Origin of the sequence: Neisseria sp. HMSC069H12, from assembly GCF_001812735.1 — a bacterium.
GTDB lineage: Bacteria > Pseudomonadota > Gammaproteobacteria > Burkholderiales > Neisseriaceae > Neisseria > Neisseria subflava.
In genome coordinates this window covers 32619-56749 of the sequence record NZ_KV810286.1, presented here as the reverse complement: position 1 = coordinate 56749, position 24131 = coordinate 32619, and the positions used below count along the sequence as shown (strand labels likewise).

Annotated in this window: 20 protein-coding genes; 14 read left to right on the top strand and 6 right to left on the bottom strand. The window is 50.9% G+C overall.

What is annotated here, in order from left to right:
* Positions 1–38: 38 nt before the first annotated feature.
* The 4 genes from gyrA to gshA all read right to left on the bottom strand — a co-directional run bounded on the left by gyrA (position 39) and on the right by gshA (position 6075).
* Positions 39–2810, bottom strand: a complete 2772-nt coding sequence (gene gyrA / locus HMPREF2872_RS06825; protein ID WP_070632380.1) for a DNA gyrase subunit A — start codon at positions 2808–2810, stop codon at positions 39–41.
* A 127-nt stretch (positions 2811–2937) separates the two neighbouring features.
* A complete protein-coding gene (locus HMPREF2872_RS06820) occupies positions 2938–3420 on the bottom strand; it encodes an acyl-CoA thioesterase (protein WP_049351048.1) in 483 nt (160 codons plus the stop codon).
* Positions 3421–3534: 114 nt separating this feature from the next.
* Positions 3535–4605, bottom strand: coding sequence for a magnesium/cobalt transporter CorA (gene corA / locus HMPREF2872_RS06815; RefSeq protein ID WP_070632377.1), 1071 nt, complete (start codon positions 4603–4605; stop codon positions 3535–3537).
* 111 nt (positions 4606–4716) lie between these two features.
* Positions 4717–6075 carry a glutamate--cysteine ligase gene (gene gshA / locus HMPREF2872_RS06810; protein WP_070632374.1) on the bottom strand — a complete coding sequence of 453 codons (1359 nt, stop codon included), beginning with the start codon at positions 6073–6075 and terminating at the stop codon, positions 4717–4719.
* 265 nt (positions 6076–6340) lie between these two features.
* Here gshA and leuC point away from each other — a divergent pair, with 265 nt between their 5' ends.
* The 7 genes from leuC (at position 6341) to leuB (ending at position 11852) form a co-directional block, all read left to right on the top strand.
* Positions 6341–7750 carry a 3-isopropylmalate dehydratase large subunit gene (gene leuC, locus HMPREF2872_RS06805; RefSeq protein ID WP_070632371.1) on the top strand — a complete coding sequence of 470 codons (1410 nt, stop codon included), beginning with the start codon at positions 6341–6343 and terminating at the stop codon, positions 7748–7750.
* Between the two features lie 124 nt (positions 7751–7874).
* Positions 7875–8129 carry a hypothetical protein gene (locus HMPREF2872_RS06800; protein WP_070632368.1) on the top strand — a complete coding sequence of 85 codons (255 nt, stop codon included), beginning with the start codon at positions 7875–7877 and terminating at the stop codon, positions 8127–8129.
* A 104-nt stretch (positions 8130–8233) separates the two neighbouring features.
* Positions 8234–8599: a VOC family protein gene (locus HMPREF2872_RS06795; protein WP_003686332.1), complete on the top strand. Its 366-nt coding sequence runs from the start codon at positions 8234–8236 to the stop codon at positions 8597–8599.
* A gap of 45 nt (positions 8600–8644) precedes the next feature.
* Positions 8645–9286, top strand: a complete 642-nt coding sequence (leuD, locus tag HMPREF2872_RS06790; protein ID WP_070632365.1) for a 3-isopropylmalate dehydratase small subunit — start codon at positions 8645–8647, stop codon at positions 9284–9286.
* 64 nt (positions 9287–9350) lie between these two features.
* Entirely contained in the window at positions 9351–9812 is a 462-nt protein-coding gene (locus HMPREF2872_RS06785) for a NanQ anomerase/TabA/YiaL family protein (RefSeq protein ID WP_070632363.1), read from the top strand.
* A gap of 38 nt (positions 9813–9850) precedes the next feature.
* Positions 9851–10714: a DUF1444 family protein gene (locus HMPREF2872_RS06780; protein ID WP_070632358.1), complete on the top strand. Its 864-nt coding sequence runs from the start codon at positions 9851–9853 to the stop codon at positions 10712–10714.
* Between the two features lie 67 nt (positions 10715–10781).
* Entirely contained in the window at positions 10782–11852 is a 1071-nt protein-coding gene (gene leuB / locus HMPREF2872_RS06775; RefSeq protein WP_070632357.1) for a 3-isopropylmalate dehydrogenase, read from the top strand.
* A gap of 128 nt (positions 11853–11980) precedes the next feature.
* On the opposite strand, the gene HMPREF2872_RS06770 is transcribed toward leuB, so the two are convergent.
* The gene (locus HMPREF2872_RS06770; protein WP_070632354.1) at positions 11981–13390 is read right to left on the bottom strand and encodes a DEAD/DEAH box helicase; all 1410 of its coding nucleotides are present in this window, start codon (positions 13388–13390) and stop codon (positions 11981–11983) included.
* Positions 13391–13506: 116 nt separating this feature from the next.
* Here HMPREF2872_RS06770 and HMPREF2872_RS11605 point away from each other — a divergent pair, with 116 nt between their 5' ends.
* The 7 genes from HMPREF2872_RS11605 to purL all read left to right on the top strand — a co-directional run bounded on the left by HMPREF2872_RS11605 (position 13507) and on the right by purL (position 23835).
* Positions 13507–13710: a hypothetical protein gene (locus HMPREF2872_RS11605; RefSeq protein WP_141752855.1), complete on the top strand. Its 204-nt coding sequence runs from the start codon at positions 13507–13509 to the stop codon at positions 13708–13710.
* 21 nt (positions 13711–13731) lie between these two features.
* The gene (locus HMPREF2872_RS06765) at positions 13732–14127 is read left to right on the top strand and encodes a glycosyl transferase (protein ID WP_070632352.1); all 396 of its coding nucleotides are present in this window, start codon (positions 13732–13734) and stop codon (positions 14125–14127) included.
* A 14-nt stretch (positions 14128–14141) separates the two neighbouring features.
* Positions 14142–15086, top strand: a complete 945-nt coding sequence (locus HMPREF2872_RS06760) for a class I SAM-dependent methyltransferase (protein WP_070632349.1) — start codon at positions 14142–14144, stop codon at positions 15084–15086.
* 112 nt (positions 15087–15198) lie between these two features.
* On the top strand, positions 15199–16380 hold the full coding sequence (locus tag HMPREF2872_RS06755) for an aspartate aminotransferase family protein (protein WP_070632346.1): 1182 nt from the start codon (positions 15199–15201) through the stop codon (positions 16378–16380).
* A gap of 225 nt (positions 16381–16605) precedes the next feature.
* Positions 16606–17541, top strand: coding sequence for a dihydroorotate oxidase (locus HMPREF2872_RS06750; RefSeq protein ID WP_070632343.1), 936 nt, complete (start codon positions 16606–16608; stop codon positions 17539–17541).
* Positions 17542–17630: 89 nt separating this feature from the next.
* The gene (gene rep / locus HMPREF2872_RS06745; RefSeq protein WP_070632340.1) at positions 17631–19631 is read left to right on the top strand and encodes a DNA helicase Rep; all 2001 of its coding nucleotides are present in this window, start codon (positions 17631–17633) and stop codon (positions 19629–19631) included.
* A 307-nt stretch (positions 19632–19938) separates the two neighbouring features.
* Complete coding sequence (gene purL / locus HMPREF2872_RS06740) at positions 19939–23835, top strand: phosphoribosylformylglycinamidine synthase (RefSeq protein ID WP_070632338.1); 3897 nt, start codon at positions 19939–19941, stop codon at positions 23833–23835.
* On the opposite strand, the gene HMPREF2872_RS06735 is transcribed toward purL, so the two are convergent.
* The gene (locus HMPREF2872_RS06735) at positions 23832–24068 is read right to left on the bottom strand and encodes a hypothetical protein (RefSeq protein ID WP_070632335.1); all 237 of its coding nucleotides are present in this window, start codon (positions 24066–24068) and stop codon (positions 23832–23834) included. The genes purL and HMPREF2872_RS06735 overlap by 4 nt on opposite strands.
* Between the last annotated feature and the right edge of the window lie 63 nt (positions 24069–24131).

The window sequence follows — 24131 nt, the reverse complement described above, 5'->3', positions numbered from 1 at the left end:
CGTCTGAAAACTTTTCAGACGGCCTTTTTCATTAAAGTTTAAGATTCTTGAGACGGAGTATCTTCAGCTTCTACCACTTGGTTTTCAGCTGCATCGCTTTCCAAAGCGGCTTCATCTTCAGCCTCTTCGGCCACACGCTCCAAGCTGACCAAGGTTTCGCCTTCATCCAGATTAATCAGGCGGACACCTGCGGCAGCACGGCCGGTCTCGCGGATTTGCTCAACTTTGGTACGAATCAGGACACCGCCGCTGGTAATCAGCATCAGGTCGTCGGTTTCGCTGACCAAAGTCGCGGCAACCAAATCGCCGTTGCGCTCGCCGGTATTGATGGCGATATTGCCTTGGCCGCCTTTGTTTTTACGGCTGTAATCGGCAATCGGGGTGCGTTTGCCATAGCCGTTGGCGGTAGCGGTCAATACTTGCAAATCGCTTTGCTCGGCTTCAGGGGCGAAGGTAATCAGGCTAACAATCTTGCCATCGGCCGGCAGGCGCATACCGCGCAAACCGCCGCTACCACGACCGGACGGACGGACACCGTGTTTGCCGCTTGACAATGCGTTTTCGGCATTTTCATCATCCAGGCCGTCTGAATCTTCGTTTTCGGTTTCAATATCTGCATCTTCTGCTTCATCGTTACCGGATTTTTCCCAATATTCGTTAAAGCGGATGGCTTTGCCCAAGTTGGAGAACAACATAATGTCGTCCGCACCGCCGGTTTGCGCTGCGCCGACCAAGTAATCGCCTTCTTTAAGCGCAATGGCTTTAATGCCTTGGCTGCGGACGTTTTTAAACGCAGACAGCTGGACTTTTTTCACCATGCCTTGTGCGGTGGCGAAGAAGACGTATTGGTCTTCCGGGAACTCGCGGACGGCCAAGATGGCGCTGACTTTTTCGCCTTCTTCCAATTGGATAACGTTATTAATCGGACGACCGCGGCTGTTGCGACCGCCTTCCGGCAGTTTATACACTTTAATCCAATGGCACTTGCCCAAATTGGTGAAGCACATCAAATAATCATGCGTGTTGGCAACAAACAGGGTTTCGATGAAGTCTTCGTCTTTGGTTGCCGCTGCCTGTTTGCCGCGGCCGCCGCGACGTTGCGCCTGATAATCGGTGGTCGGCTGGGTTTTAATGTAGCCGCCATGAGTCAGGGTAACGACCATTTCGCGTTGCGGAATCAGGTCTTCATCGGCAATATCGCCGCCAAACGGATTGATTTCGCTGCGACGTTCATCGCCAAAATTGGCTTTAATGTCTGCCAATTCTTCACGGATGATTTGAGTAACGCGCTCTGGTTTAGAAAGAATATCCACAAAATCAATGATTTTGCTCATCAGGTTTTTATATTCGCCGACAATTTCTTCCTGATCGAGACCGGTCAGATTACGCAGGCTCATGCGCAAGATTGCATCGGCTTGCAATTCGCTTAGATAATAGCCTTGGCTGTGCAGGCCCAAATTCTCTGGCAAGCCTTCAGGGCGCATCATGTGCAGGTCCAAATCCGTACGGCTGAGCATGTCTTCAACCAAGCTGCTGCGCCATGGGCGGGACAGCAGTTTTTCTTTGGCTTCCGGCGCATTGGCAGATTCTTTGATCAGACAGATGATTTCGTCGATATTGGACAATGCAACTGCCTTACCTTCGGCAATATGGCCTTCATGACGCGCCTTTTTCAGGCGGAATAAAGTACGACGGGTAACGACTTCACGACGGTGGCGCAGGAACTCGGACAGGATTTGTTTCAGGTTTAGCAAGCGCGGCTGACCATCAACCAAAGCCACCATATTGATACCGAAGCTGTCTTGCAGCTGGGTCAGTTTGTAGAGTTGGTTCAAAACGACTTCGGCATTTTCATTGCGTTTCAATTCAATCACGACACGCATACCGGATTTGTCGGACTCATCGCGCAGGTCGGATACGCCTTCCAACGTTTTTTCGCGTACCAACTCGCCGATTTTCTCAACCAGCTTGGCTTTGTTGACTTGATATGGGATTTCATCGATAACGATGGCTTCGCGTTCACCGTTTTTGCCGATAGGCTCGATATGGGTTTTACCGCGCATCACCACGCGGCCGCGGCCGGTTTTATAGCCTTCGCGCACGCCGCTTAAGCCGTAAATAGTTGCGCCGGTCGGGAAATCGGGCGCTTGGATGATGTTGATCAGCTCGTCGATTTCAGTTTCAGGCTCGTCCAACAAACGCAGGCAGGCATTGATGGTATCGCCTAAATTGTGCGGCGGGATATTGGTTGCCATACCGACGGCAATACCGGACGAACCATTGACTAACAGCGCAGGGAAACGGGTCGGCAATACCAGCGGCTCATGTTCGCTGCCGTCATAGTTGGGGCCGAAATTAACGGTTTCTTCTTCAATATCCGCCAGCATTTCATGAGAAATTTTTTCCATGCGGATTTCGGTATAACGCATGGCTGCTGCGGCCAAGCCGTCGACAGAACCGAAGTTGCCCTGACCGTCGATCAGTACATAACGCATGGAGAAGTCTTGCGCCATGCGGACGATGGTGTCGTAAACGGCTGTATCGCCGTGGGGGTGGTATTTACCGATAACGTCGCCGACGATACGCGCCGATTTTTTATAGGCGGAATTCCAGTTGTTTTTCAACTCGTGCATCGCGTACAAAACGCGGCGGTGTACCGGCTTGAGACCGTCGCGGACATCCGGCAGGGCTCGTCCCACAATTACGCTCATGGCGTAATCGAGGTAGCTCTTGCGCATTTCGTCTTCAAGGCTAACAGGCAGGGTTTCAAGTGCAAATTTATGGTCGTTGCGGATGGTTGCGTCGGTCATGATTATCTGTAATTTCGTATGGCAAAAAACTTGTTGATTCTACCACAAAACAAGCGGTTTATGGCTTTTGCGTGAAGGCCGTCTGAAACAGGATTTCAGACGGCCTTCGTTATTTAATAAATTGAATTTAGTTGCAGCCAGAATCCTTGTCCGCAGCCTGCAAACTCAATTCTTTGCGTTTTTTAGCCCTTTCATAACGACAGCGTTGGCGCGGTGTATTGATTTCCAAAGGCGGTACAGGAACCGGCTTACCGTCTTCAACGGCAACCATGGTGAAGTAGCAGCTGTTGGTATGACGCACTTCGCCGGTATGGATGTTTTGCGCCTCTACACGGATGCCGACTTCCATAGAAGTACGGCCGGTGTAGTTGATGCTGGCGTAAAAGGTTACCAGTTCGCCGACATGAATAGGCTCTTTAAACAATACTTTATCCACAGACAGAGTAACGCAATAGGTACCACTGTAACGGCAAGCACAGGAATATGCTACTTGGTCAAGCAGGCGCAAAAGATCGCCACCGTGAACATTGCCGCTGAAGTTTGCCGTATAAGGCATCATCAGCTCGGACATGATGAGTTCATGGGAAGGTAGCTGGCGTTCCGGTTTCATAGTTTCTTCTCCTTTTGATATTTATTTTTAAATTGTCTGAAAACTTCAGACTGCACGTGTGCCAAATCATTCTACCGTTTTTAAACGTTGACTTTCAACTCCTTGCCTACCCGTTTACAGCCATTTTCTACGCGAAAAGAAAATCAGCAGTCCGATGATGATGCACAGCATCACACCCAAAACCATGAAATAGCCGTAATGCCAATGCAGTTCGGGCATGTTGTCGAAGTTCATGCCGTAGATGCCGGTGATGACGGTCAGCGGCATAAAGATGATGGTGATAACCGTCAACACGCGCATTTGCTGGTTCATGCGGTTGGATTGGAAGGAAAGATAAATGTCCATCATGCTCAACACCATATCACGCGAGGCATCAAGCGATTCGATAAGCTGCATATTGTGGTCGTACACGTCGCGCAGATAGACGGTCGATTCGCCTTTGAAAATAGCAAAATCACCGCGCACGGCCAGTTGATAGAACACATCGCGCAATGGCAAAAGCGTGCGCCGCAGACGGACGGCATCGCGCTTGAGGCGGTGAATCTTACTGAGAATATCGCTGTTTTCATTTTTAAACAGGGACTTGTCTATTGCTTCGACACGGTTGTTGTACGACTCCAAAACAATGAAATAGTCGTCCACAATACGGTCAAGCAGGCAATAAGCAAGAAACGCTGTATTTTTGTTCAAAATATTGTGCGGATTTTCGTGCATCTTCCGACGGAGATGGCTGAACAAACCCAGCGGTTTTTGTTGGAAAGACAACACAAAATCTTTGCCGATAATCACATACACTTGGTCAGAATGGAGCTTGCCTGTGGAGGTATAGTGGTAAACCTGTGCGGCAGTAAAAACATAGCTGCCGTAGTCTTCGATTTTCGGACGCTGTTTGCGGCTAAGAATATCTTCAATAACCAGCTCATGGATACCATAAGGCTCAAGCGCGTGTTTAAGCAAGGTGACATCATTGATGCCGACAAAATGCAGCCAGTTGATTTGACCTTCTTGCGGACGGACAATATCGGGCAAGTTTTTTCCAGCAAGATAATCATGCTGAACAAAGGTATCGGCGGAATACAAGGTTTGATGAATAGCAGAGCGCGGCGCATTGTCGGTATTGCTGCGCTGTATGGCTTGGTCTTGCAAAGTGTCGGTTGTTTCAACTGGATTGGCTGGTTTGCTCATAAAGATAAATCATGTTTTTTAGTTAGAATGAATTGTACAGACAGAAAAGGCCGTCTGAAAACTGATTTTCAGACGGCCTGACAATATCGATCAACGCTTTATTAGGCTTTATTAGGCTTGAGGCGCGGTTTTCTCCAGCTCCAATGCAGCGGCAAGCAAGGACAGGCGCGCCATTACGCCGTAAACATAGAGGCGGTTGTGTTCGTTGTCCACGTCGCAGTCTTTTTCGGAGCGCGGCATACCGAGCGAGTCCCATTGTTCGAATACGCGTTTGCAGGCTTCAGGCGCTTCTTGGGAATTATCGCCGCTACCGGTGGGGATGCTATTGGACAGCGGAACAAACACCATACCGCCGGCGTTAAGGTTTTCATCCGCGCCGCGTCCTTCGTGTACGCGGAAGAAGCCACCGATAACGAAACGGTCCATCATATAAACGACGGGTTCGCACACGGCGCCGTTCATGGTTTCGTAGGTATAAATACCTTCTTGGACAATGACTTCGCTAACTTCCAAACCTTCTTTGACTTTCGCCATTTTATTGCGGTTTTTACGGTTCAATCCGCGCACTTCATCTGCAGATTTAACGCTCATCACGCCCATGCCGTAAGTGCCTGCATCGGCTTTCACAATAACGAAAGGCTGGTCGGTAATACCCAATTCGTCGTATTTGGCTTGAATTTTCGCCAATACGCGCTCTACCGCGCCTGCTAACGCATCCTCGCCTTCACGCTCTTGGAAATCCAAACCGCTGATTTTTTCAAAATAAGGATTGATTTGCCATTCGTCGATGTCAATCAGCTTGGCAAATTCGGCGGCGACTTGGTTGTATGCGCTGAAATGTTCTGTTTTGCGGCGCGTCGTCCAACCGCCGTGCAACGGAGGCAATACGGTTTGGTTGATGTCTTTGAGAATATCGGGAACGCCGGCGGACAAGTCGTTGTTCAACAGGACGACGCAAGGCGAGAAGCCGTCTGCAAGATGAACGCGCTCGCGGGTACGCAATAAAGGCTCCAGCAGGATTTTATCGCCTAATGCAGTTTCAAACTCGGTCGGCTCGGTTACTTCAGGATTCAAGCTACCCAAACGCACTTCATACCCTGCCGAACGCAAAATCTCGCTGAGTGCGTAAACGTTTTGCAGGTAGAATGTGTTGCGTGTGTGGTTTTCAGGAATAATCAATACGGATTTGGCCGTTTCACAGGCGCGCTGTACCGCATCTTGCGCGGCAACCGCCGCCAGCGGGATAAAGTTGGGATTCAAATTATTAAAGCCGCCCGGAAATAGGTTCATATCGATAGATGAAATTTTGTAACCGGCATTACGGATGTCAACCGAACCATAAAACGGCGGACGGTGTTCGTTCCATTGCGAACGGAACCATGCTTCGATTTTGGCGTGGTTGCACAAGATTTTCGCTTCAAACGCCTGAAGTTGCGACAGATGTTCGGCAGCCATTACCGGTAATTTCATTCTCTATACCTCTTTGTTAAGTGTGGATATTGAGTGAGAATGATAGAACTTTTTAGTGCATTTCGACAAGTATTCTTTCAGATAAGATGCATCTTTTTGTCAACAATTCTACAATTTGTCTAATTTTTAATAAGGTTTTTTGAAACTTTGCAACAAATTTTAAAAATTGGACAAATTTCTATTGCACAGCCCCTATAAAAAGCCTAAAATCCGCCCATAAACGCAAACCATCATTCATACCTAACAATAGCAAAGAATACTCATCATGAGCGCACAAACCCTTTACGATAAACTTTGGAACAGCCACGTCGTCCGCGAAGAAGAAGACGGCACTGTCCTGCTTTACATCGACCGCCACCTGGTTCACGAAGTAACCAGCCCGCAAGCATTTGAAGGCTTGAAAATGGCCGGCCGCAAACTCTGGCGTATTGACAGCGTGGTCTCTACAGCCGACCACAACACCCCGACCGGCGACTGGGACAAAGGTATCCAAGATCCGATTTCCAAACTGCAAGTCGATACTTTGGACAAAAACATTAAAGAGTTTGGCGCACTCGCCTACTTTCCGTTTATGGATAAAGGCCAAGGCATCGTACACGTTATGGGCCCGGAGCAAGGCGCTACCCTGCCCGGCATGACCGTTGTCTGCGGCGACTCGCACACTTCCACCCACGGCGCATTCGGCGCATTGGCGCACGGTATCGGCACTTCCGAAGTCGAGCACACCATGGCGACCCAATGTATTACCGCAAAAAAATCCAAATCCATGCTGATTGCCGTTGAAGGCCGTCTGAAACCCGGCGTTACCGCCAAAGACGTAGCACTTTATATCATCGGCCAAATCGGTACGGCCGGCGGTACGGGCTACGCCATCGAGTTTGGCGGCGAAGCCATCCGCAGCCTTTCTATGGAAGGCCGCATGACCCTGTGCAATATGGCGATCGAAGCCGGTGCGCGCTCAGGCATGGTTGCCGTCGACCAAACCACCATCGACTATGTAAAAGGCAAACCTTTCGCACCTAAAGGCGAAGCGTGGGACAAAGCCGTCGAATACTGGCGCACGCTGGTGTCTGACGAAGGCGCCGTATTCGATAAAGAATACCACTTCAACGCCGAAAACATCGAGCCTCAAGTAACTTGGGGCACCTCGCCTGAAATGGTTTTGGACATCAACGGCAAAGTGCCTAATCCTGTCGAAGAAGCCGATCCGGTCAAACGCAGCGGCATGGAACGCGCGCTCGAATACATGGGCTTGGAAGCCGGTACGCCATTAAGCGAAATCTCTGTCGATATCGTCTTTATCGGTTCTTGCACCAACAGCCGCATCGAAGATTTGCGCGAAGCCGCCGCCATCGCCAAAGGCCGCAAAAAAGCGGACAATGTACAACGCGTATTGATTGTTCCCGGCTCCGGTTTGGTTAAAGAACAGGCGGAAAAAGAAGGCTTGCACGAAGTATTTATCGAAGCCGGTTTTGAATGGCGCGAGCCAGGTTGCTCTATGTGTCTCGCCATGAATGCCGACCGCCTGACCCCAGGACAACGTTGCGCCTCCACTTCCAACCGTAACTTTGAAGGCCGTCAAGGCAACGGCGGACGCACCCCCCTCGTCAGCCCTGCCATGGCAGCCGCAGCCGCGGTTACCGGCCACTTTACCGACATCCGCACTATGGCTTAAAGTATTTTCAGACGGCCTTTATTGATCAGGCCGTCTGAAACAATACCTTGCCCAAGTAAGTTTTCCTATTGCGAAAAACGTCCGAAAACCTTCTCAATCATTGATAACTCGAAAGGAATCTAGTATGAAAAAACTGTTTGCATTGGCTGCCGCAGCCCTCATCCTGTCAGCTTGTTCCAGCACTTGGTCCGGCGCAAAAAACGATGCCAACCGCAATTGGGACAAAACCAAAGATACTGTCGAACGCGTAGCCGATAAAACCAAAGAAACTGCTGAACACGTTGCCGAAAAAACCGGCGAAGCCGTTAAAAAAGGCGGCAATGCAGTGGGTCGCGGCATGAGTCATGTTGGAGAAAAAATCGAAGCCGCTACCGAATAATTCGGTAAATCAGGCCGTCTGAACCTCCTGACTCCGTTTCAGACGGCCTGATACTTTATTATTTGTTCAGACATTTTCACGATTCCAAGCAAAAGGAAGAAACAATGAGTAATCCGTCAAGCTGGTTTGGTATTCACGCTCATGATTTGGATCGCGCCAAAGCCTTTTACGAATCCGTATTCGACAAGCCCCTGCAAGACGTTGGCGGCAACGGATTCCGTTTCATCATTTTTCCGGCCGATTACACCCAACACGGTACGGCCGGCATGATTTGGCACGACAGCAACGCCCAGCCCGGCCACGGCGGTACAACCATTTTCTTCAATTGCCCGGATTGTGCCGAAACAGCAGAAAAAGCCGTCGCAGCAGGCGGCAAACTGTTACAAGAGAAATTCCGCATTGCCAACGGCTTTGCAGCATTTATCGAAGATACAGAAGGCAACCGAATCGGTTTGCACAGCACACGCTAACCCGAATAGCCATATAATTTCCCATTATTACTATAAGAATCTGACATGAAAGCCTTTACCAAAATTACCGCCATCGTTGCCCCGCTCGACCGCAGCAACGTCGATACCGACGCCATCATCCCCAAACAATTTCTGAAATCCATCAAACGCAGCGGCTTCGGTCCTAATGCCTTTGACGAATGGCGTTACCTCGACCACGGCGAACCGGGCATGGACAACAGCAAACGCCCATTGAATCCGGATTTCTCTCTGAACCAACCACGCTATCAAGGCGCACAAATCCTGTTGACGCGTAAAAACTTCGGTTGCGGCTCTTCACGCGAACACGCCCCTTGGGCATTGGACGACTACGGCTTCCGCGCCGTCATCGCCCCCAGCTTTGCCGACATCTTCTTCAACAACTGCTACAAAAACGGCCTTTTACCTATCGTTCTGACAGAAGAACAGGTTGACCAGCTTTTCAAAGAAGTTGAAGCCAACGAAGGCTATCAGCTCTCCATCAACCTTGCCGAACAAACCCTGACCACCCCTAGCGGTGAAACATTTACATTCGATATTACCGAACACCGCAAACACTGCCTCTTAAACGGCTTGGACGAAATCGGCCTAACCCTGCAACACGCCGACGAAATCCGCGATTTCGAAGAAAAACGCCGCCAAAGCCAGCCTTGGCTGTTTAACGGTTGATATACAAAAGGCCGTCTGAAAAATTTAAGTGTTTCAGACGGCCTTTAATCTACAAAAATATACCATGATTACCGACACCATAAGCAATGCCACCCGCTACGCTGCCTTACATCCCGACTTTGCCGAAGCCTTCCATCTGTTGCAGACCTTGGATTTTGCCAAGCTGCCGGATGGCCAAGTGCCATGCGCGAATCCCAATATCCGTATTTTTATCGGCAGCGAACCGATGAGGACGCAGGGAGAAGCCCAGCCTGAAGCGCACTTAAAACACATTGATATTCAAACGCCGATTGATGGCAGCGAAACATATGGCTGGATAGACAGAGGCCGTCTGAAAAACGGTTTAGGCTACAACGAAAAGCGCGATATCGAATTTTTCGACTGTAAGCCGGAAACCTGGTTAACTTTGGAGCCCGGCGAATTTGCGCTATTTTACCCGAATGATGCGCATGCCCCATTGGTCGGCGACAGACCGAACATACGTAAAGTTGTTTTTAAAATCCGTGTTGAAACCGAACGTCTATAATTTTTCAGACGGCCTTATCCCCTTATTCAGGACACAATATGTCTTTTTTCAGCAGGTTGTTCCGCTCCAAACCTAAATTAATGACTTGGCAGGAATTTGTCGAATACTTTGCCCGTCGCATTCAAGAAGAATTGCATCTTGAGGCAAAAATCGACTGGGGCGAAACTATTGCGTCTTCGCCAATTATTGTCCATTTTTCCAAAGACGATGAAGCATCATTCAGCACATACTTGAGCAACCATTACACAAGTTATCTGCAAAATCCCGAGGCCTTGGAGGCTATTGTTGCAGCCAATTTAGCGGTTATCTATAAGATTCAAGACACTGATGCCAGTGTTTCAGCACAACAAATTCTTCCGACGATTAAAAATACGATTTATCTGGAAAACGCCAGACTGATTACAAATACGGACGAAGCCGAACCTGCCGATTATCTGGTATACAAACCGATTGCGGGCGATATCATGTTGCTTTATATGGTGGATACGGAAGAATCCATGCATACGCTCAATCGTGAGCATATGGAAGAGGCAGGTATTGAAGATGAAGACGCCTTATATCGTACCGCCATGGATAATTTGCGCCAACGGATGAATGGACGTGTCCAAATTCATCATGCCGAAGGTTGGTCATTGGCTCAAATCCATTTGGACAACGACTATGATGCTTCCCTGATTTTGCTTTTAGACGAAGTACTTAAAGACGATCCTATGCTGCCGGCCAACCCTGTTTTTACAGTCCCGGCACGCAATGCCCTGCTCGTTTGCAGCCCGTCCGATGAAGAGGCTTTGCAGGCGATGGCGAATATCGCCCTGCAGGCATTTGAAGACTCTGCCTACGCGATTTCTACCCAGCTTTACCAGTATCATAATGGTACAATCAGCGTTTTCAGAGCAAATTGATTTAAGGCCGTCTGAAAAACAGACGACCTACCCCTTTACCTAAAACCTTCCCATAAGGAAACCCGAAATGACCAAACATATCGCTATCTTGCGCGGCGACGGCATCGGCCCTGAAATCGTTGCAGAAACCGTCCGCGTACTCGACAAACTTATCGAACAAGGTTTGGATGTCAGCTACGAATACGCGCCTTTGGGCGGCGAAGCCTATGACGAATACGGCCATCCTTATCCAGAATTCACGCAAAACCTTTGCCGTAAAGCCGATGCGATCCTGCTTGGTGCAGTCGGTTCTCCTCAATACGACAATCTCGACCGTCCGCTGCGCCCTGAACGCGGCTTGTTGGCCATCCGTAAAGACTTGAATCTGTTTGCAAATTTGCGCCCTGCTATTTTGTATAAAGAGCTGGCTAATGCTTCTACTTTGAAACCGGAAATCGTAGCCGGCCTCGACATCCTTATCGTACGCGAACTGACCGGCGATATTTACTTTGGCGAACCGCGCGGCATCCGTGTTTTGGAAAACGGCGAACGCGAAGGCTACAACACCATGAAATACAGCGAAAGCGAAATCCGCCGTATTGCCCACGTTGCCTTCCAGTCCGCCCAAAAACGCAGCAAAAAAGTCTGCTCCGTAGGCAAAGCCAACGTATTGGAAACCACCGAACTGTGGCGCGAAATCTTTGAAGAAATCGGCAAAGAATACCCTGATGTCGAGCTTTCCCATATGTACGTCGACAATGCTGCCATGCAATTGGTACGTGCCCCCAAACAATTTGACGTGATTGCCACCGGCAACATCTTCGGCGACATTCTGTCTGACGAAGCGTCTATGCTGACCGGCTCTATCGGTATGTTGCCTTCCGCTTCTTTAGATGAAAACGGCAAAGGCCTGTACGAACCGTCTCACGGTTCTGCTCCTGACATTGCCGGTCAAAACAAAGCCAATCCGCTAGCGACCGTATTGTCTCTTGCCATGTTGCTGCGTTACAGCTTGAACGACGAAGCCCGCGCACAACAAGTTGAAAACGCCGTACAAAAAGTACTGCAACAAGGCTTGCGTACCGGCGACATTTATGAAGAAGGTACTAAGCTGGTTTCCTGCTCCGAAATGGGCGATGCCGTATTGGCCGCTTTGTAAGAAGGCCGTCTGAAAAAAGTGTGGGACCAATCCCACGCTTTTTTATATGCGAAAACTTGAAACCATAAAAAAGGGCGTGTCTTCACACGCCCTTATGTCTTTTTCAGACGGCCTTAAGATTGAAGCAATCAACCTCTTTTGTGTTTGCCGCCAAAGCTGTCGTTAGACTTGCGCTTGCCTTTAAAGCCTTCGCCGCCTTTTTTAAAACCGTCAGCTTTTTTGAAACCATCTTTCTTAAAGCCATCTTTCTTGAAACTGTCTTTTTTATGGCCTTCGCCGCGAGCTTTACCGCCAAAACCTTCTTTAGCCGGTTTCTTATCGCCGCGCCAGCCGCCGGATTTACGATCGCCCCAGCCGCCTTTACCTTTCGGTTTGCCACCGGCAGATTTGCGTTTGCGTGTCGGCTCCATGCCTTCGATGGTCAGCTCAGGCAATTTACGGCCGATGTATTTTTCAATTTTGTGTACTTTGACGTATTCGTTCACTTCGGCAAAAGTAATCGCAATACCGGTACGGCCTGCGCGGCCGGTACGGCCGATGCGGTGAACGTAGTCTTCAGCCTGTTTCGGCAAGTCGTAGTTGATAACGTGGGTAATGGTCGGTACGTCGATACCGCGTGCGGCAACGTCGGTGGCAACCAAAATTTTGCAGCGGCCTTTACGCAAGTCCATCAGCGTACGGTTACGCCAGCCTTGCGGCATATCGCCGTGCAGACAGTTGGCGGCGAAACCTTTTTCGTACAATTCATCCGCGATGACTTCGGTCATGGCTTTGGTGGACGTAAAAATCACGCATTGGTCAATATTGGCATCGCGCAAGATGTGGTCGAGCAGGCGGTTTTTATGGCGCATATCGTCGCAGTACAACAGCTGCTCTTCGATTTTGCCTTGATCATCCACGCGCTCAACTTCGATGGTTTCAGGGTCTTTGGTCAGTTTGCGCGCCAGTTTGCCCACTGCGCCGTCCCAAGTGGCGGAGAACAACAAAGTCTGACGATCGCTCGGGGTGGCTTCGACGATGGTTTCGATGTCGTCGATAAAACCCATGTCCAGCATACGGTCGGCTTCGTCCAAAATCAGCACTTCCAAGCGGGCGAAATCGACTTTGCCGCTTTGCATCAAGTCCATCAGACGGCCCGGCGTGGCGACAATCAGGTCGACCGGTTTGCTCAGGGCGCGGGTTTGGTAGCCGAACGATGCGCCGCCGACGATGCTGACGGTGCGGAACCAGCGCATATTTTTGGCATACGCCAGCGCGTTTTTCTCGACTTGCGCCGCCAATTCGCGGGTCGGCGTCAACACCAACGCGCGCGGGCCTTTGCCCGGTTTTTCGCTGCGTTTGGTCAGTTTTTGCAAAGTCGGCAGCAGGAATGCTGCGGTTTTGCCTGAACCGGTTTGTGCCGAAGCCATAATGTCGCGGCCATCCAAAGCAAACGGAATCGCTTGCGCCTGAATCGGGGTCGGGCTTTCATAACCCTCGCTGCTTACGGCAGACAAAATGTTTTTATCAAGGTTCAAATCGGCAAATTTAATAGACATGGCTATCCTAAAAAGACAACAACGCGCACGTCTGAACAATTTCAGACGACCTGAAGCAAAGGAAAGTAACGATACGGGAAATGTGAAGTTACAGGGTTGTCGCAAGCATCTTGCTTGTGGTTAACATCGACGACAACCTGCACAGAAAAGGCTTTGCAAATATGCAAGCAATAAAAGAAACGCGCCCGAAACGGCGGTTTAGGTTGGATGACGATGGCTTCGTATCAAAAGGCGAACTGCGGATGATAAAGGAGAAAACCGCCCAGGTCAAGCAAAACAGGCTGCAACTGCAAAATCAAGCTATAATGCCGTTTTATTGAATCAGCACGGATGAATCCGACATGAAGTTTTTCAAAACTGCCGTCTTATTACCTGCATTTGCCGTTGCCCTGTTGCTCGGCGCGTGCAGCGGATCGGAGAGTTATCGCGGCGAATGGAAGGCCGTTGCATCCGACGGCAGCAAAGCCGAAATCACTTTTGCCGCAAAAAGCTTTACCGTCAAAGACGAAAAAGGCAAAGAAACTGTTTACGAATACACTCAAAACCAATACAAATTAGAAAGCGGCAGAACCAGCTACGGCATCGATATCAAAAATGCTTCGGAAGCACGAATCGTGTTCCCGTTTAAAGGCAAGACCGACCGTGCCACCATGGTTGCGCCTGACGATACAATTCTCTATATGCTTGACCGCCACGCCTACGTCCCTGCTGATCAATTCTGGAAACTTCCCCAATAAGGCCGTCTGAAACCATGACCGACATTACCCCCTTTGCCAACCGTTTGGGCAAAAACATCAAACATCTCATGAAATGGGCCAAACGCAACAATATCGAAGCCTGGCGCATTTACGACCGCGATATTCCCCAATTTCCCTTTGCCGTCGATGTTTACGGCGACCAAATCCATCTTCAGGAATACGATACCGGCTGGCTGATGCAGCCCGAAGAATACGAAGCATGGCTTTCGGATGTATTGGAAGCCATTGGTTTTGTGACCGGTTTTGCGCCCGAACAAATCCACCTCAAACGCCGCGAACGTCAAAAAGGTTTGCAGCAATACGAGAAAACCGGCAAAACCGGCGACGATTTCGTCATCACTGAAAACGGCCGCAAGTTTTGGGTCAACCTCGACAAATACCTCGATACCGGCCTTTTCCTCGACCACCGCAACACGCGCAAAAAAGTCGGCGAAACCGCAACGGGCAAACGCTTCCTCAACCTGTTTTCCTACACAGGCAGCTTCACCGTCTACGCCGCAACCGGCGGCGCAGTATCCAGTGAAACCGTCGATTTATCCAACACTTATCTCGAGTGGGCAAAACGCAATTTCGAGCTCAACAGCATCGACACCGAACAACACAAAATCGTCCGTGCCGATGTGTTCCAATACCTGCAAAATGCCGCAGACGAAGGTAAAAAGTTCGACCTGATCGTCATGGATCCGCCCAGCTTTTCCAACAGCAAAAAGATGCTCGATATCCTCGACATCCAGCGCGACCATAAAAAGCTGATCGACGGAGCAATGAGCCTGCTCGCTTCAGACGGCATTCTGTATTTCTCCAACAACCTGCGCAGCTTTGTGTTGGACGATTTGGTATCGGCACAATACGCCGTCAAAGACATTTCCAAACAGTCCGTTCCCGACGATTTCCGCAACAAAAAAATCCATCAATGCTGGGAAATCAAGCATAAATAAGCATCAGGCCGTCTGAAAGCCAGTTTTCAGACGGCCTGATTGCCATATTGAATCTCTCAACCAATAGGCGCATAATTTAAGAAATTGTTGACAATATCAAAAGGAAAAGAACATGCAAAACTACCTGACACCCAATTTCTCATTCGCCCCCATGATTCCGGAACGCGCGCTCGGCAGCCGGGTTTGGGATACCGAAGGACGAGAATACATTGACCTGTCAGGCGGTATTGCAGTAAACGCGCTGGGCCATTGCCATCCCGATTTGGTCGCAGCCTTGGCCGAGCAGTCGCAAAAACTTTGGCACATTTCTAATATCTACACCACCCAACCGGCTCAAGAATTGGCCAAAAAATTGGTCGAAAACACCTTTGCCGACAAAGTGTTTTTCTGCAACTCCGGCGCAGAGGCCAATGAAGCCGCGCTGAAACTGGCGCGCAAATATGGCCGCGATCATTTTGGCGAACACAAAACCGAAATCATCTCCTGCCTCAACAGCTTCCACGGCCGCACCCTGTTTACCGTATCCGTCGGCGGCCAGCCCAAATACAGCAAAGACTACGCGCCGCTGCCGGCCGGCATTACCCACGTTCCATTCAACGATATTGCCGCATTGGAAGCTGCCATCAACGAAAACACTTGCGCCGTGATTATCGAGCCGATTCAAGGCGAAAGCGGCATCCTGCCTGCCACCCAAGAATATCTTCAAGCCGCACGCCTTTTGTGCGACAAACACGGCGCTTTGCTGATTTTGGACGAAGTGCAAACCGGCATGGGGCATACGGGCAAACTGTTTGCCTACGAGCATTACGGCGTAACACCCGATATCCTCAGCTCCGCCAAAGCTTTAGGCGGCGGCTTCCCGATTGGTGCGATTCTAACCACCGAAAAAATCGCCCCAACCTTCGGCCCCGGAACGCATGGCTCGACATTCGGCGGCAATCCGATGGCGTGTGCGGTCGGTAGCCGTGCGTTCGACATCATCAATGCGCCCGAAACATTGGCACACGTTGACCAACAAGGCCAAAAACTTCAGACGGCCTTGCGTGAATTGGGCGAAAAGACCGGCGTATTTAAAGAAGTCCGCGGCATGGGCTTGCTGCTCGGCTGTGTGTTGGCAGACGAATACGAAGGCAAGGCATCGAAAATCACCGCCGCCGCTTTAAAACACGGATTAATGGTACTGGTTGCCGGCGCCAATGTGGTGCGTTTCGCCCCCAGCCTGCTGCTGAACGATGAAGACATGGCCGAAGGCTTGAAACGTTTTGAAGCGGCTTTGGCCGAATGGTTGGCCTGATTTTTAAAACCCAATATCCAAATCAGCCGACAGCTTTTGGTTCTATTAATGCCATATAGTAAAGGCCGTCTGAAAGACTGTTTGAGTTTTTCAGACGGCTTTTTTTCAATATTGAAAACAACATCCGCCTACATGCTTTGTCATTTGATGTTTGTTAAAAATCGTACCGCCTCTTCGTGTTACGCTTGGCAAACAATTTGATTTTTCGAAGAAAAGGAGCAGGAGATGGTATTGTTGAAAACTCAAATCGCCGGTTTTCCTTTTGACAACTGCCTGATGAATGCTGCTGGTGTGTCATGTATGACTGTTGAGGAATTGGAAGCGGTCAGACAGTCTTCGGCAGGCACTTTCATTACCAAGACTGCAACGCTTACCCCGCGTCAAGGCAACCCCGAGCTGCGTTATCGGGATGTCCCTCTCGGCAGCATCAATTCGATGGGCTTGCCGAATCAAGGCATTGATTACTATCTGGATTACCTGCTTACCCTTCAAGAGTCTCAGCCGGAACGGACATTTTTCCTATCACTGGTCGGCCTGTCGCCTGGCGAAACACATATCCTGTTGGAAAAGGTGCAAAACAGCGGGTTCAACGGTATTACCGAACTCAACCTATCCTGCCCAAACGTCGCCGGCAAACCGCAAATCGCCTACGACTTTGAAACCACCGAGCAAATTTTGGGCGAAGCCTTTGCCTACTTCGACAAGCCATTGGGCATCAAATTGCCGCCGTATTTCGATATTGCTCATTTCGATCAAGCGGCGAAAGTGTTCAACCGCTATCCCCTAAAATTCGTCAACTGCGTCAACTCCATCGGCAACGGTATGTATATCGAAGACGAATCCGTCGTGATCCGCCCGAAAAACGGCTTCGGCGGCATAGGTGGCCAATACATCAAACCGACCGCGCTCGCCAATGTCCACGCGTTCTATCAAAGATTAGATCCGTCTATCCAAGTCATCGGAACAGGCGGCGTTTACAGCGGCCGTGATGCGTTTGAACACATCTTGTGCGGCGCAAGTATGGTACAGATCGGCACGGCGCTACACCAGCAAGGCGTAGACATTTTTGAACGGGTTTCCCTTGAATTAAAAGCCATCATGGCGCAAAAAGGCTACGAAAAACTGGAAGACTTCAAAGGCAAATTGAAATATTTTGCATAGGGTTTACTCTAAAAACGCCCAAGGCCGTCTGAAAATTTCAGACGGCCTTGTTGTATAATTGCTCCCCACATTACCCGTCTTCCCCTTCAATGAAACTCAACCCCCAACAGAAAGCCGCGGTCAAATATCTAGGCGGCCCCCTGCTCGTCCTTGCCGGCGCAGGCAGTGGCAAAACCGGCGTGATTACGCAAAAAATCAAGCATTTGATTGTCAATGTCGGCTATCTACCGCATACCGTTGCCGCAATTACCTTTACCAATAAAGCCGCCACGGAAATGCAGGAGCGCGTCTCTAAAATGCTGCCCAAATCGCAAACGCGCGGGCTGACGATTTGCACCTTTCACTCTTTGGGCATGAAGATTTTGCGCGAAGAGGCAAACCATATCGGTTACAAAAAAAATTTTTCCATCCTCGACTCTACCGATAGCGCCAAAATCATCGGCGAGCTCTTAGGCGGTACGGGCAAAGAAGCCATATTCAAAGCGCAGCATCAAATCTCCCTTTGGAAAAACGATTTAAAAACGCCTGAAGAGGCAGTTCAGACGGCCGCTAATGTGTGGGAACAACAAACAGCACGCGTCTATGCGAGTTATCAGGAAACCCTGCAAAGCTATCAGGCGGTGGACTTCGACGACTTAATCCGTCTGCCTGCCGTGCTGTTGCAGCAAAACAGCGAAGTGCGCAACAAATGGCAGCGGCGGCTGCGTTATCTGCTGGTTGACGAATGCCAAGACACCAACACCTGCCAATTTACCCTAATGAAGCTCTTGACCGGCGCTGAAGGCATGTTTACCGCCGTTGGCGATGACGATCAGTCCATCTACGCATGGCGCGGCGCAAACATGGAAAACCTGCGCAAAATGCAGGAAGACTATCCGCAGATGAAAGTCATCAAGCTGGAGCAAAACTACCGCTCCACCGCGCGGATTCTCAAAATCGCCAACAAAGTCATCGAAAACAATCCCAAGCTGTTCACCAAAAAACTTTGGTCGCAGTTCGGTGAAGGCGAAATCGTCAAAGTCGTTGCCTGCCAAAACGAGCAACACGAAGCCGACTGGGTCGTCAGCCAAATCGTCAAGCAGAAGCTGGTCGGCGGCGACAAAACCCAATACGCCGATTTCGCCGTGTTATACCGCGGCAACCATCAGGCGCGGATTTTTGAAGAAGCCTTGCGCAGCGCGCGCGTTCCCTACCAACTCTCCGGCGGGCAAAGCTTTTTCGACAAAGCCGAAATCAAAGACGTGTTGTCCTATTTGCGCCTACTTGCCAACCCCAACGACGATCCCGCCTTCCTGCGCGCCGTAACCACGCCCAAACGCGGCATCGGCGATGTAACGCTGGGCAAACTCAACACCTACGCGCACGAACACGAATGCAGCCTGTATGAAGCTGCGCAAACCGAAGAAGCCCTTGCTTTACTGAACAACACCAACCGCCAACACCTGCAAGCCTTTATGAATATGTTCGGCAGCTACCGCGCCAAAGCCGAAACCAGCGAAGCGGGCGAACTCATCAACAGCCTGCTCAAAGAAATCGACTACGAAAACCACCTGCTTGCCAGTGAAGAGGGCAAAGCAGGGGAAATCAAATGGCGCAACGTCAGCGACCTGACCGGCTGGTTGGAACGCAAAGGCGAACAAGACGGTAAAAATATCATCGAACTTGCCCAAACCGTCGCCTTAATGACGCTTTTGGAAGGCAAAAGCGAAGAAGAAGTCGATGCCGTCAAACTCTCGACCCTGCACGCCTCCAAAGGCTTGGAATATCCTTACGTTTTCCTCGTCGGCTGCGAAGAGGGCATCCTGCCGCACAACGACAGCATCGAAGAAGACAACGTCGAAGAAGAACGCCGCCTGATGTACGTCGGCATCACCCGCGCCAAACGCCAGCTTACGCTGACCCACTGCGTCAAACGCAAAAAACAAGGCACATGGCAGTTCCCCGAACCCAGCCGCTTCATAGACGAAATGCCGCAGGAAGACATCAAGATTTTAGGGCGCAAAGGCGGCGAGCCGATTGTGAGCAAGGAAGAAGGAAAAAGTAATTTAGCAGGATTGCTGGATATGTTGGGAAACAAAAGAAAAGGATAAAGCAAGGCCGTCTGAAAGCAATGTTTCAGACGGCCTTATTGTCAGCAAAATGTCAAAGACAACAATTAAATAATTTTCACTTTATATCGTTACGCCTATCCGTCCCCACTTCTCCCGATTCTTCAAAAATAAATAAAAATAATCTAATAATCAGGTACAAAAATAAAAAACTAGGCGGCACGATTGCCTTATTCCCCTTCAATTTACAAGCAAAAATTGTCAACACTTGAAGTATAAATTCACAAGCAAAATTGCATTTTTCAGGTATAATAATGAATTCCCCAACTGTATTTTGTGAGCTGAATCCATGTCTGTTGTTCTGCCCTTGCGCGGTGTAACCGCCCTTTCCGATTTCCGTGTTGAAAAACTCTTCCAAAAAGCAGCCGCCCTCGGCCTGCCCGAAGTCAAATTAAACAGCGAATTTTGGTATTTTGTCGGTAGCGAAAAAGCACTTGATGCCGCGACAGTCGAAAAACTGCAAGCCTTACTGGCAGCGCAAAGCGTTGAACAAACGCCCAAAGCGCGCGAGGGCTTGCATTTATTTTTGGTAACGCCCCGTTTGGGCACCATTTCTCCTTGGGCTTCCAAAGCAACCAATATCGCCGAAAACTGCGGTTTGGAAGGCATTGAGCGTATCGAACGCGGCATGGCCGTGTGGTTGGAAGGTGCGCTTACCGACGGGCAAAAACAACAATGGGCAGCCCTGTTGCACGACCGCATGACCGAAAGCGTGTTGACCGACATCGATGCAGCGGCGCAACTGTTCCACCACATCCAATCGGAAACCTTCTCCAGCGTAGATGTATTGGGCGGCGGCAAAGAGGCTTTGGTCAAAGCCAATACCGAAATGGGCTTGGCGCTTTCAGCCGACGAAATCGATTATCTGGTTGAAAACTATCAGGCTTTGCAACGCAATCCGTCCGATGTTGAATTGATGATGTTCGCACAGGCAAACAGCGAACACTGCCGCCACAAAATCTTCAACGCCGATTTCATCCTCAACGGCGAAAAACAGCCGAAATCCCTCTTCGGTATGATACGCGACACGCACAACGCGCATCCCGAAGGCACGGTCGTTGCCTATAAAGACAATTCGTCCGTGATCGAAGGCGCGAAAATCGAGCGTTTCTATCCGAATGCGGCGGAAAACCAAGGCTACCGTTTCCACGAGGAATACACGCATATCATCATGAAAGTGGAAACGCACAACCACCCGACCGCCATCGCGCCGTTTGCGGGCGCGGCGACGGGCGCGGGCGGCGAAATCCGCGACGAAGGCGCGACGGGCAAAGGTTCGCGTCCGAAAGCGGGCTTGACCGGCTTTACCGTCTCCAACCTGAATATCCCTGGCTTGGAGCAGCCTTGGGAACAAGCCTACGGCAAACCCGGCCATATTGCTTCTCCACTAGACATCATGATTGAAGGCCCGATCGGCGGCGCAGCGTTCAACAACGAATTCGGCCGTCCGAACCTCTTGGGCTACTTCCGCACTTTTGAAGAAAAGTTTGACGGTCAGGTTCGCGGCTACCACAAACCGATTATGATTGCGGGCGGTCTGGGCAGCATTCAGACGCAGCAGACGCATAAAGACGAAATCCCCGAAGGCGCGTTGCTGATCCAACTGGGCGGTCCGGGTATGCTTATCGGCTTGGGCGGCGGCGCGGCTTCTTCGATGGATACCGGCACAAACGACGCGTCTTTGGACTTCAACTCCGTACAACGCGGCAACCCCGAAATCGAACGCCGCGCGCAGGAAGTGATCGACCGATGCTGGCAGCTTGGCGACAAAAATCCGATTATCTCCATCCACGACGTCGGCGCGGGCGGTCTGTCCAACGCCTTCCCCGAACTGGTTAACGATGCTGGACGCGGCGCGGTATTCAAGCTGCGCGAAGTGCCGCTGGAAGAACATGGCCTCAACCCGCTGCAAATCTGGTGCAACGAATCGCAAGAGCGTTATGTGTTGTCGATTTTGGAAAAAGATTTGGACACCTTCCGCGCCATCTGCGAACGCGAACGCTGCCCATTTGCCGTAGTCGGCACGGCGACCGACGACGGTCATTTGAAAGTGCGCGACGATTTGTTCTCCAACAATCCCGTCGATTTGCCGCTGAACGTTTTGCTCGGCAAACCGCCTAAAACCACGCGTACCGACAAAACGGTTACGCCGTCTAAAAAACCGTTTAACGCCGACGATATCGACATCACCGAAGCCGCCTACCGCGTTCTGCGCCTGCCCACCGTAGCCGCCAAAAACTTCCTGATTACCATCGGCGACCGCAGCGTCGGCGGCATGACCCACCGCGACCAAATGGTCGGCAAATACCAAACCCCCGTAGCCGACTGCGCCGTGACCATGATGGGCTTCAACACTTATCGCGGCGAAGCGATGTCTATGGGCGAAAAACCGACCGTCGCCCTGTTTGACGCACCCGCCTCGGGCAGAATGTGCGTCGGCGAAGCCATCACCAACATCGCGGCAGTCAACATCGGCGACATCGGCAACATCAAACTCTCCGCCAACTGGATGGCGGCGTGCGGCAACGAGGGCGAAGACGAAAAACTCTACCGTACCGTCGAAGCGGTTTCTAAAGCCTGTCAGGCATTGGATTTGAGCATCCCTGTAGGCAAAGACAGCCTGTCGATGAAAACCGTGTGGCAGGACGGTGAAGAGAAAAAATCCGTCGTTTCACCGTTGAGCCTGATTATCTCCGCGTTCACACCGGTTCAAGACGTACGCAAGACTGTTACGCCCAAATTGAAAAACGTCGAAGACAGCGTATTGCTGTTTATCGATTTGGGCTTCGGCAAAGCGCGTATGGGCGGCTCCGCGTTCGGTCAGGTGTACAACAACATGAGCGGCGACGCGCCCGATTTGGACGATACCGGTCGTCTGAAAGACTTCTACAACGTGATTCAGCAGCTTGTCGCCGAAGACAAACTCTTGGCGTATCACGACCGTAGCGACGGCGGTTTGTTTGCGACGCTGGCGGAAATGGCGTTTGCGGGGCGTTGTGGGTTGAATGTGGATTTGACTTCACTGGTTGCCAACCAAGCCGACGTCAACGAAGCCAGCATCCGCGCATTGTTCAATGAAGAACTGGGCGCAGTGATTCAAATTGCCAAACAAGATGTCGCGGCAGTAGAAGCCTTGTTCAAAGCGGCAGCGCTGCCCTTGCATACCGTTGCCACCATCGGTTCTGACGAAAAAATCGTTATCCGCAATCAGGCAGGTATCGTGTTGGAACAAACCCGTGCCGACCTGCAACGCGCATGGCAGGAAACCAGCCACGCCATCCAACGCCTGCGCGACAATCCCGCCTGCGCCGACAGCGAGTTCGCCCTGATTGGCGACAACGAACGCAGCGCATTGTTTGCCGACGTGAAGTTTGATGTAAACGAAGACATCGCCGCGCCGTTCGTCAACAGCGGCGCAAAACCCAAAATCGCCATCCTGCGCGAACAGGGCGTGAACGGGCAAATCGAAATGGCCGCCGCGTTCACCCGCGCCGGATTCGATGCCTACGACGTGCATATGTCCGACCTGATGGCAGGCCGCGTCCACCTTGCCGACTTCAAAATGCTGGCGGCGTGCGGCGGCTTCAGCTACGGCGACGTACTCGGAGCAGGCGAAGGTTGGGCGAAATCCATCCTGTTCCACCCCGCCTTGCGCGACCAGTTCGCCGCCTTCTTCGCCGACCCGGACACGCTGACATTGGGCGTGTGCAACGGCTGCCAAATGGTCAGCAACCTCGCCGAAATCATCCCCGGCACAGCAGGCTGGCCGAAGTTCAAACGCAACCTGAGCGAACAGTTTGAAGCGCGCCTGAGCATGGTTCACGTCCCCCAATCAGCCTCCCTGATCCTGAACGAAATGCAAGACTCCAGCCTGCCCGTCGTCGTCAGCCACGGCGAAGGGCGCGCCGACTTCTCGCTTCACGACGGCAAAATTTCAGACGACCTCGGCATCGCATTGCAATACGTCGACGGACAAAACCAAGTTACCCAAACCTACCCGCTCAATCCCAACGGCTCGCCGCAGGGCATCGCCGGCGTTACCAACGCCGACGGCCGCGTTACCATCATGATGCCCCACCCCGAACGCGTGTACCGCGCCGCACAAATGAGCTGGAAACCGGAAGACTGGACGGAACTGTCCGGCTGGTACCGCCTCTTCGCCGGAGCAAGAAAAGCTTTGGGTTAACCGGCAGGCTGATTTGATTCAGGTTTAAAGAAAAGGTCGTCTGAAAACGATTTAGCGGATTCTGTTATATCTGTTTTCAGACGACCTTTATTCATTCTTTTGCGTATGAAGACCGAACCGACCGCCGTCATTCCCGCGCAGGCGGGAATCCAGAAGTTTGGATTTACAGTAATCTTTGAATATTTCTGAAATGCAGAGGTCTGAATTCCCGCCTGCGCGGGAATGACGATCATAGGAAAATCGATGCATTACCCCAAATAATTAAATTAGAAAACTTGACTTTGATAGGAAAACTT

Coding starts and splice junctions, on each gene's coding strand:
- rep (WP_070632340.1), top strand. CDS start 17,631: ATGAAACTCAACCCCCAACAGAAAGCCGCGGTCAAATATCTAGGCGGC.
- leuC (WP_070632371.1), top strand. CDS start 6,341: ATGAGCGCACAAACCCTTTACGATAAACTTTGGAACAGCCACGTCGTC.
- leuB (WP_070632357.1), top strand. CDS start 10,782: ATGACCAAACATATCGCTATCTTGCGCGGCGACGGCATCGGCCCTGAA.
- HMPREF2872_RS06760 (WP_070632349.1), top strand. CDS start 14,142: ATGACCGACATTACCCCCTTTGCCAACCGTTTGGGCAAAAACATCAAA.
- corA (WP_070632377.1), bottom strand. CDS start 4,605: ATGAGCAAACCAGCCAATCCAGTTGAAACAACCGACACTTTGCAAGAC.
- gyrA (WP_070632380.1), bottom strand. CDS start 2,810: ATGACCGACGCAACCATCCGCAACGACCATAAATTTGCACTTGAAACC.
- gshA (WP_070632374.1), bottom strand. CDS start 6,075: ATGAAATTACCGGTAATGGCTGCCGAACATCTGTCGCAACTTCAGGCG.
- HMPREF2872_RS06785 (WP_070632363.1), top strand. CDS start 9,351: ATGATTACCGACACCATAAGCAATGCCACCCGCTACGCTGCCTTACAT.
- HMPREF2872_RS06765 (WP_070632352.1), top strand. CDS start 13,732: ATGAAGTTTTTCAAAACTGCCGTCTTATTACCTGCATTTGCCGTTGCC.
- HMPREF2872_RS06820 (WP_049351048.1), bottom strand. CDS start 3,420: ATGAAACCGGAACGCCAGCTACCTTCCCATGAACTCATCATGTCCGAG.
- HMPREF2872_RS06735 (WP_070632335.1), bottom strand. CDS start 24,068: ATGATCGTCATTCCCGCGCAGGCGGGAATTCAGACCTCTGCATTTCAG.
- leuD (WP_070632365.1), top strand. CDS start 8,645: ATGAAAGCCTTTACCAAAATTACCGCCATCGTTGCCCCGCTCGACCGC.
- HMPREF2872_RS06750 (WP_070632343.1), top strand. CDS start 16,606: ATGGTATTGTTGAAAACTCAAATCGCCGGTTTTCCTTTTGACAACTGC.
- purL (WP_070632338.1), top strand. CDS start 19,939: ATGTCTGTTGTTCTGCCCTTGCGCGGTGTAACCGCCCTTTCCGATTTC.
- HMPREF2872_RS06795 (WP_003686332.1), top strand. CDS start 8,234: ATGAGTAATCCGTCAAGCTGGTTTGGTATTCACGCTCATGATTTGGAT.
- HMPREF2872_RS06770 (WP_070632354.1), bottom strand. CDS start 13,390: ATGTCTATTAAATTTGCCGATTTGAACCTTGATAAAAACATTTTGTCT.
- HMPREF2872_RS06800 (WP_070632368.1), top strand. CDS start 7,875: ATGAAAAAACTGTTTGCATTGGCTGCCGCAGCCCTCATCCTGTCAGCT.
- HMPREF2872_RS06755 (WP_070632346.1), top strand. CDS start 15,199: ATGCAAAACTACCTGACACCCAATTTCTCATTCGCCCCCATGATTCCG.
- HMPREF2872_RS06780 (WP_070632358.1), top strand. CDS start 9,851: ATGTCTTTTTTCAGCAGGTTGTTCCGCTCCAAACCTAAATTAATGACT.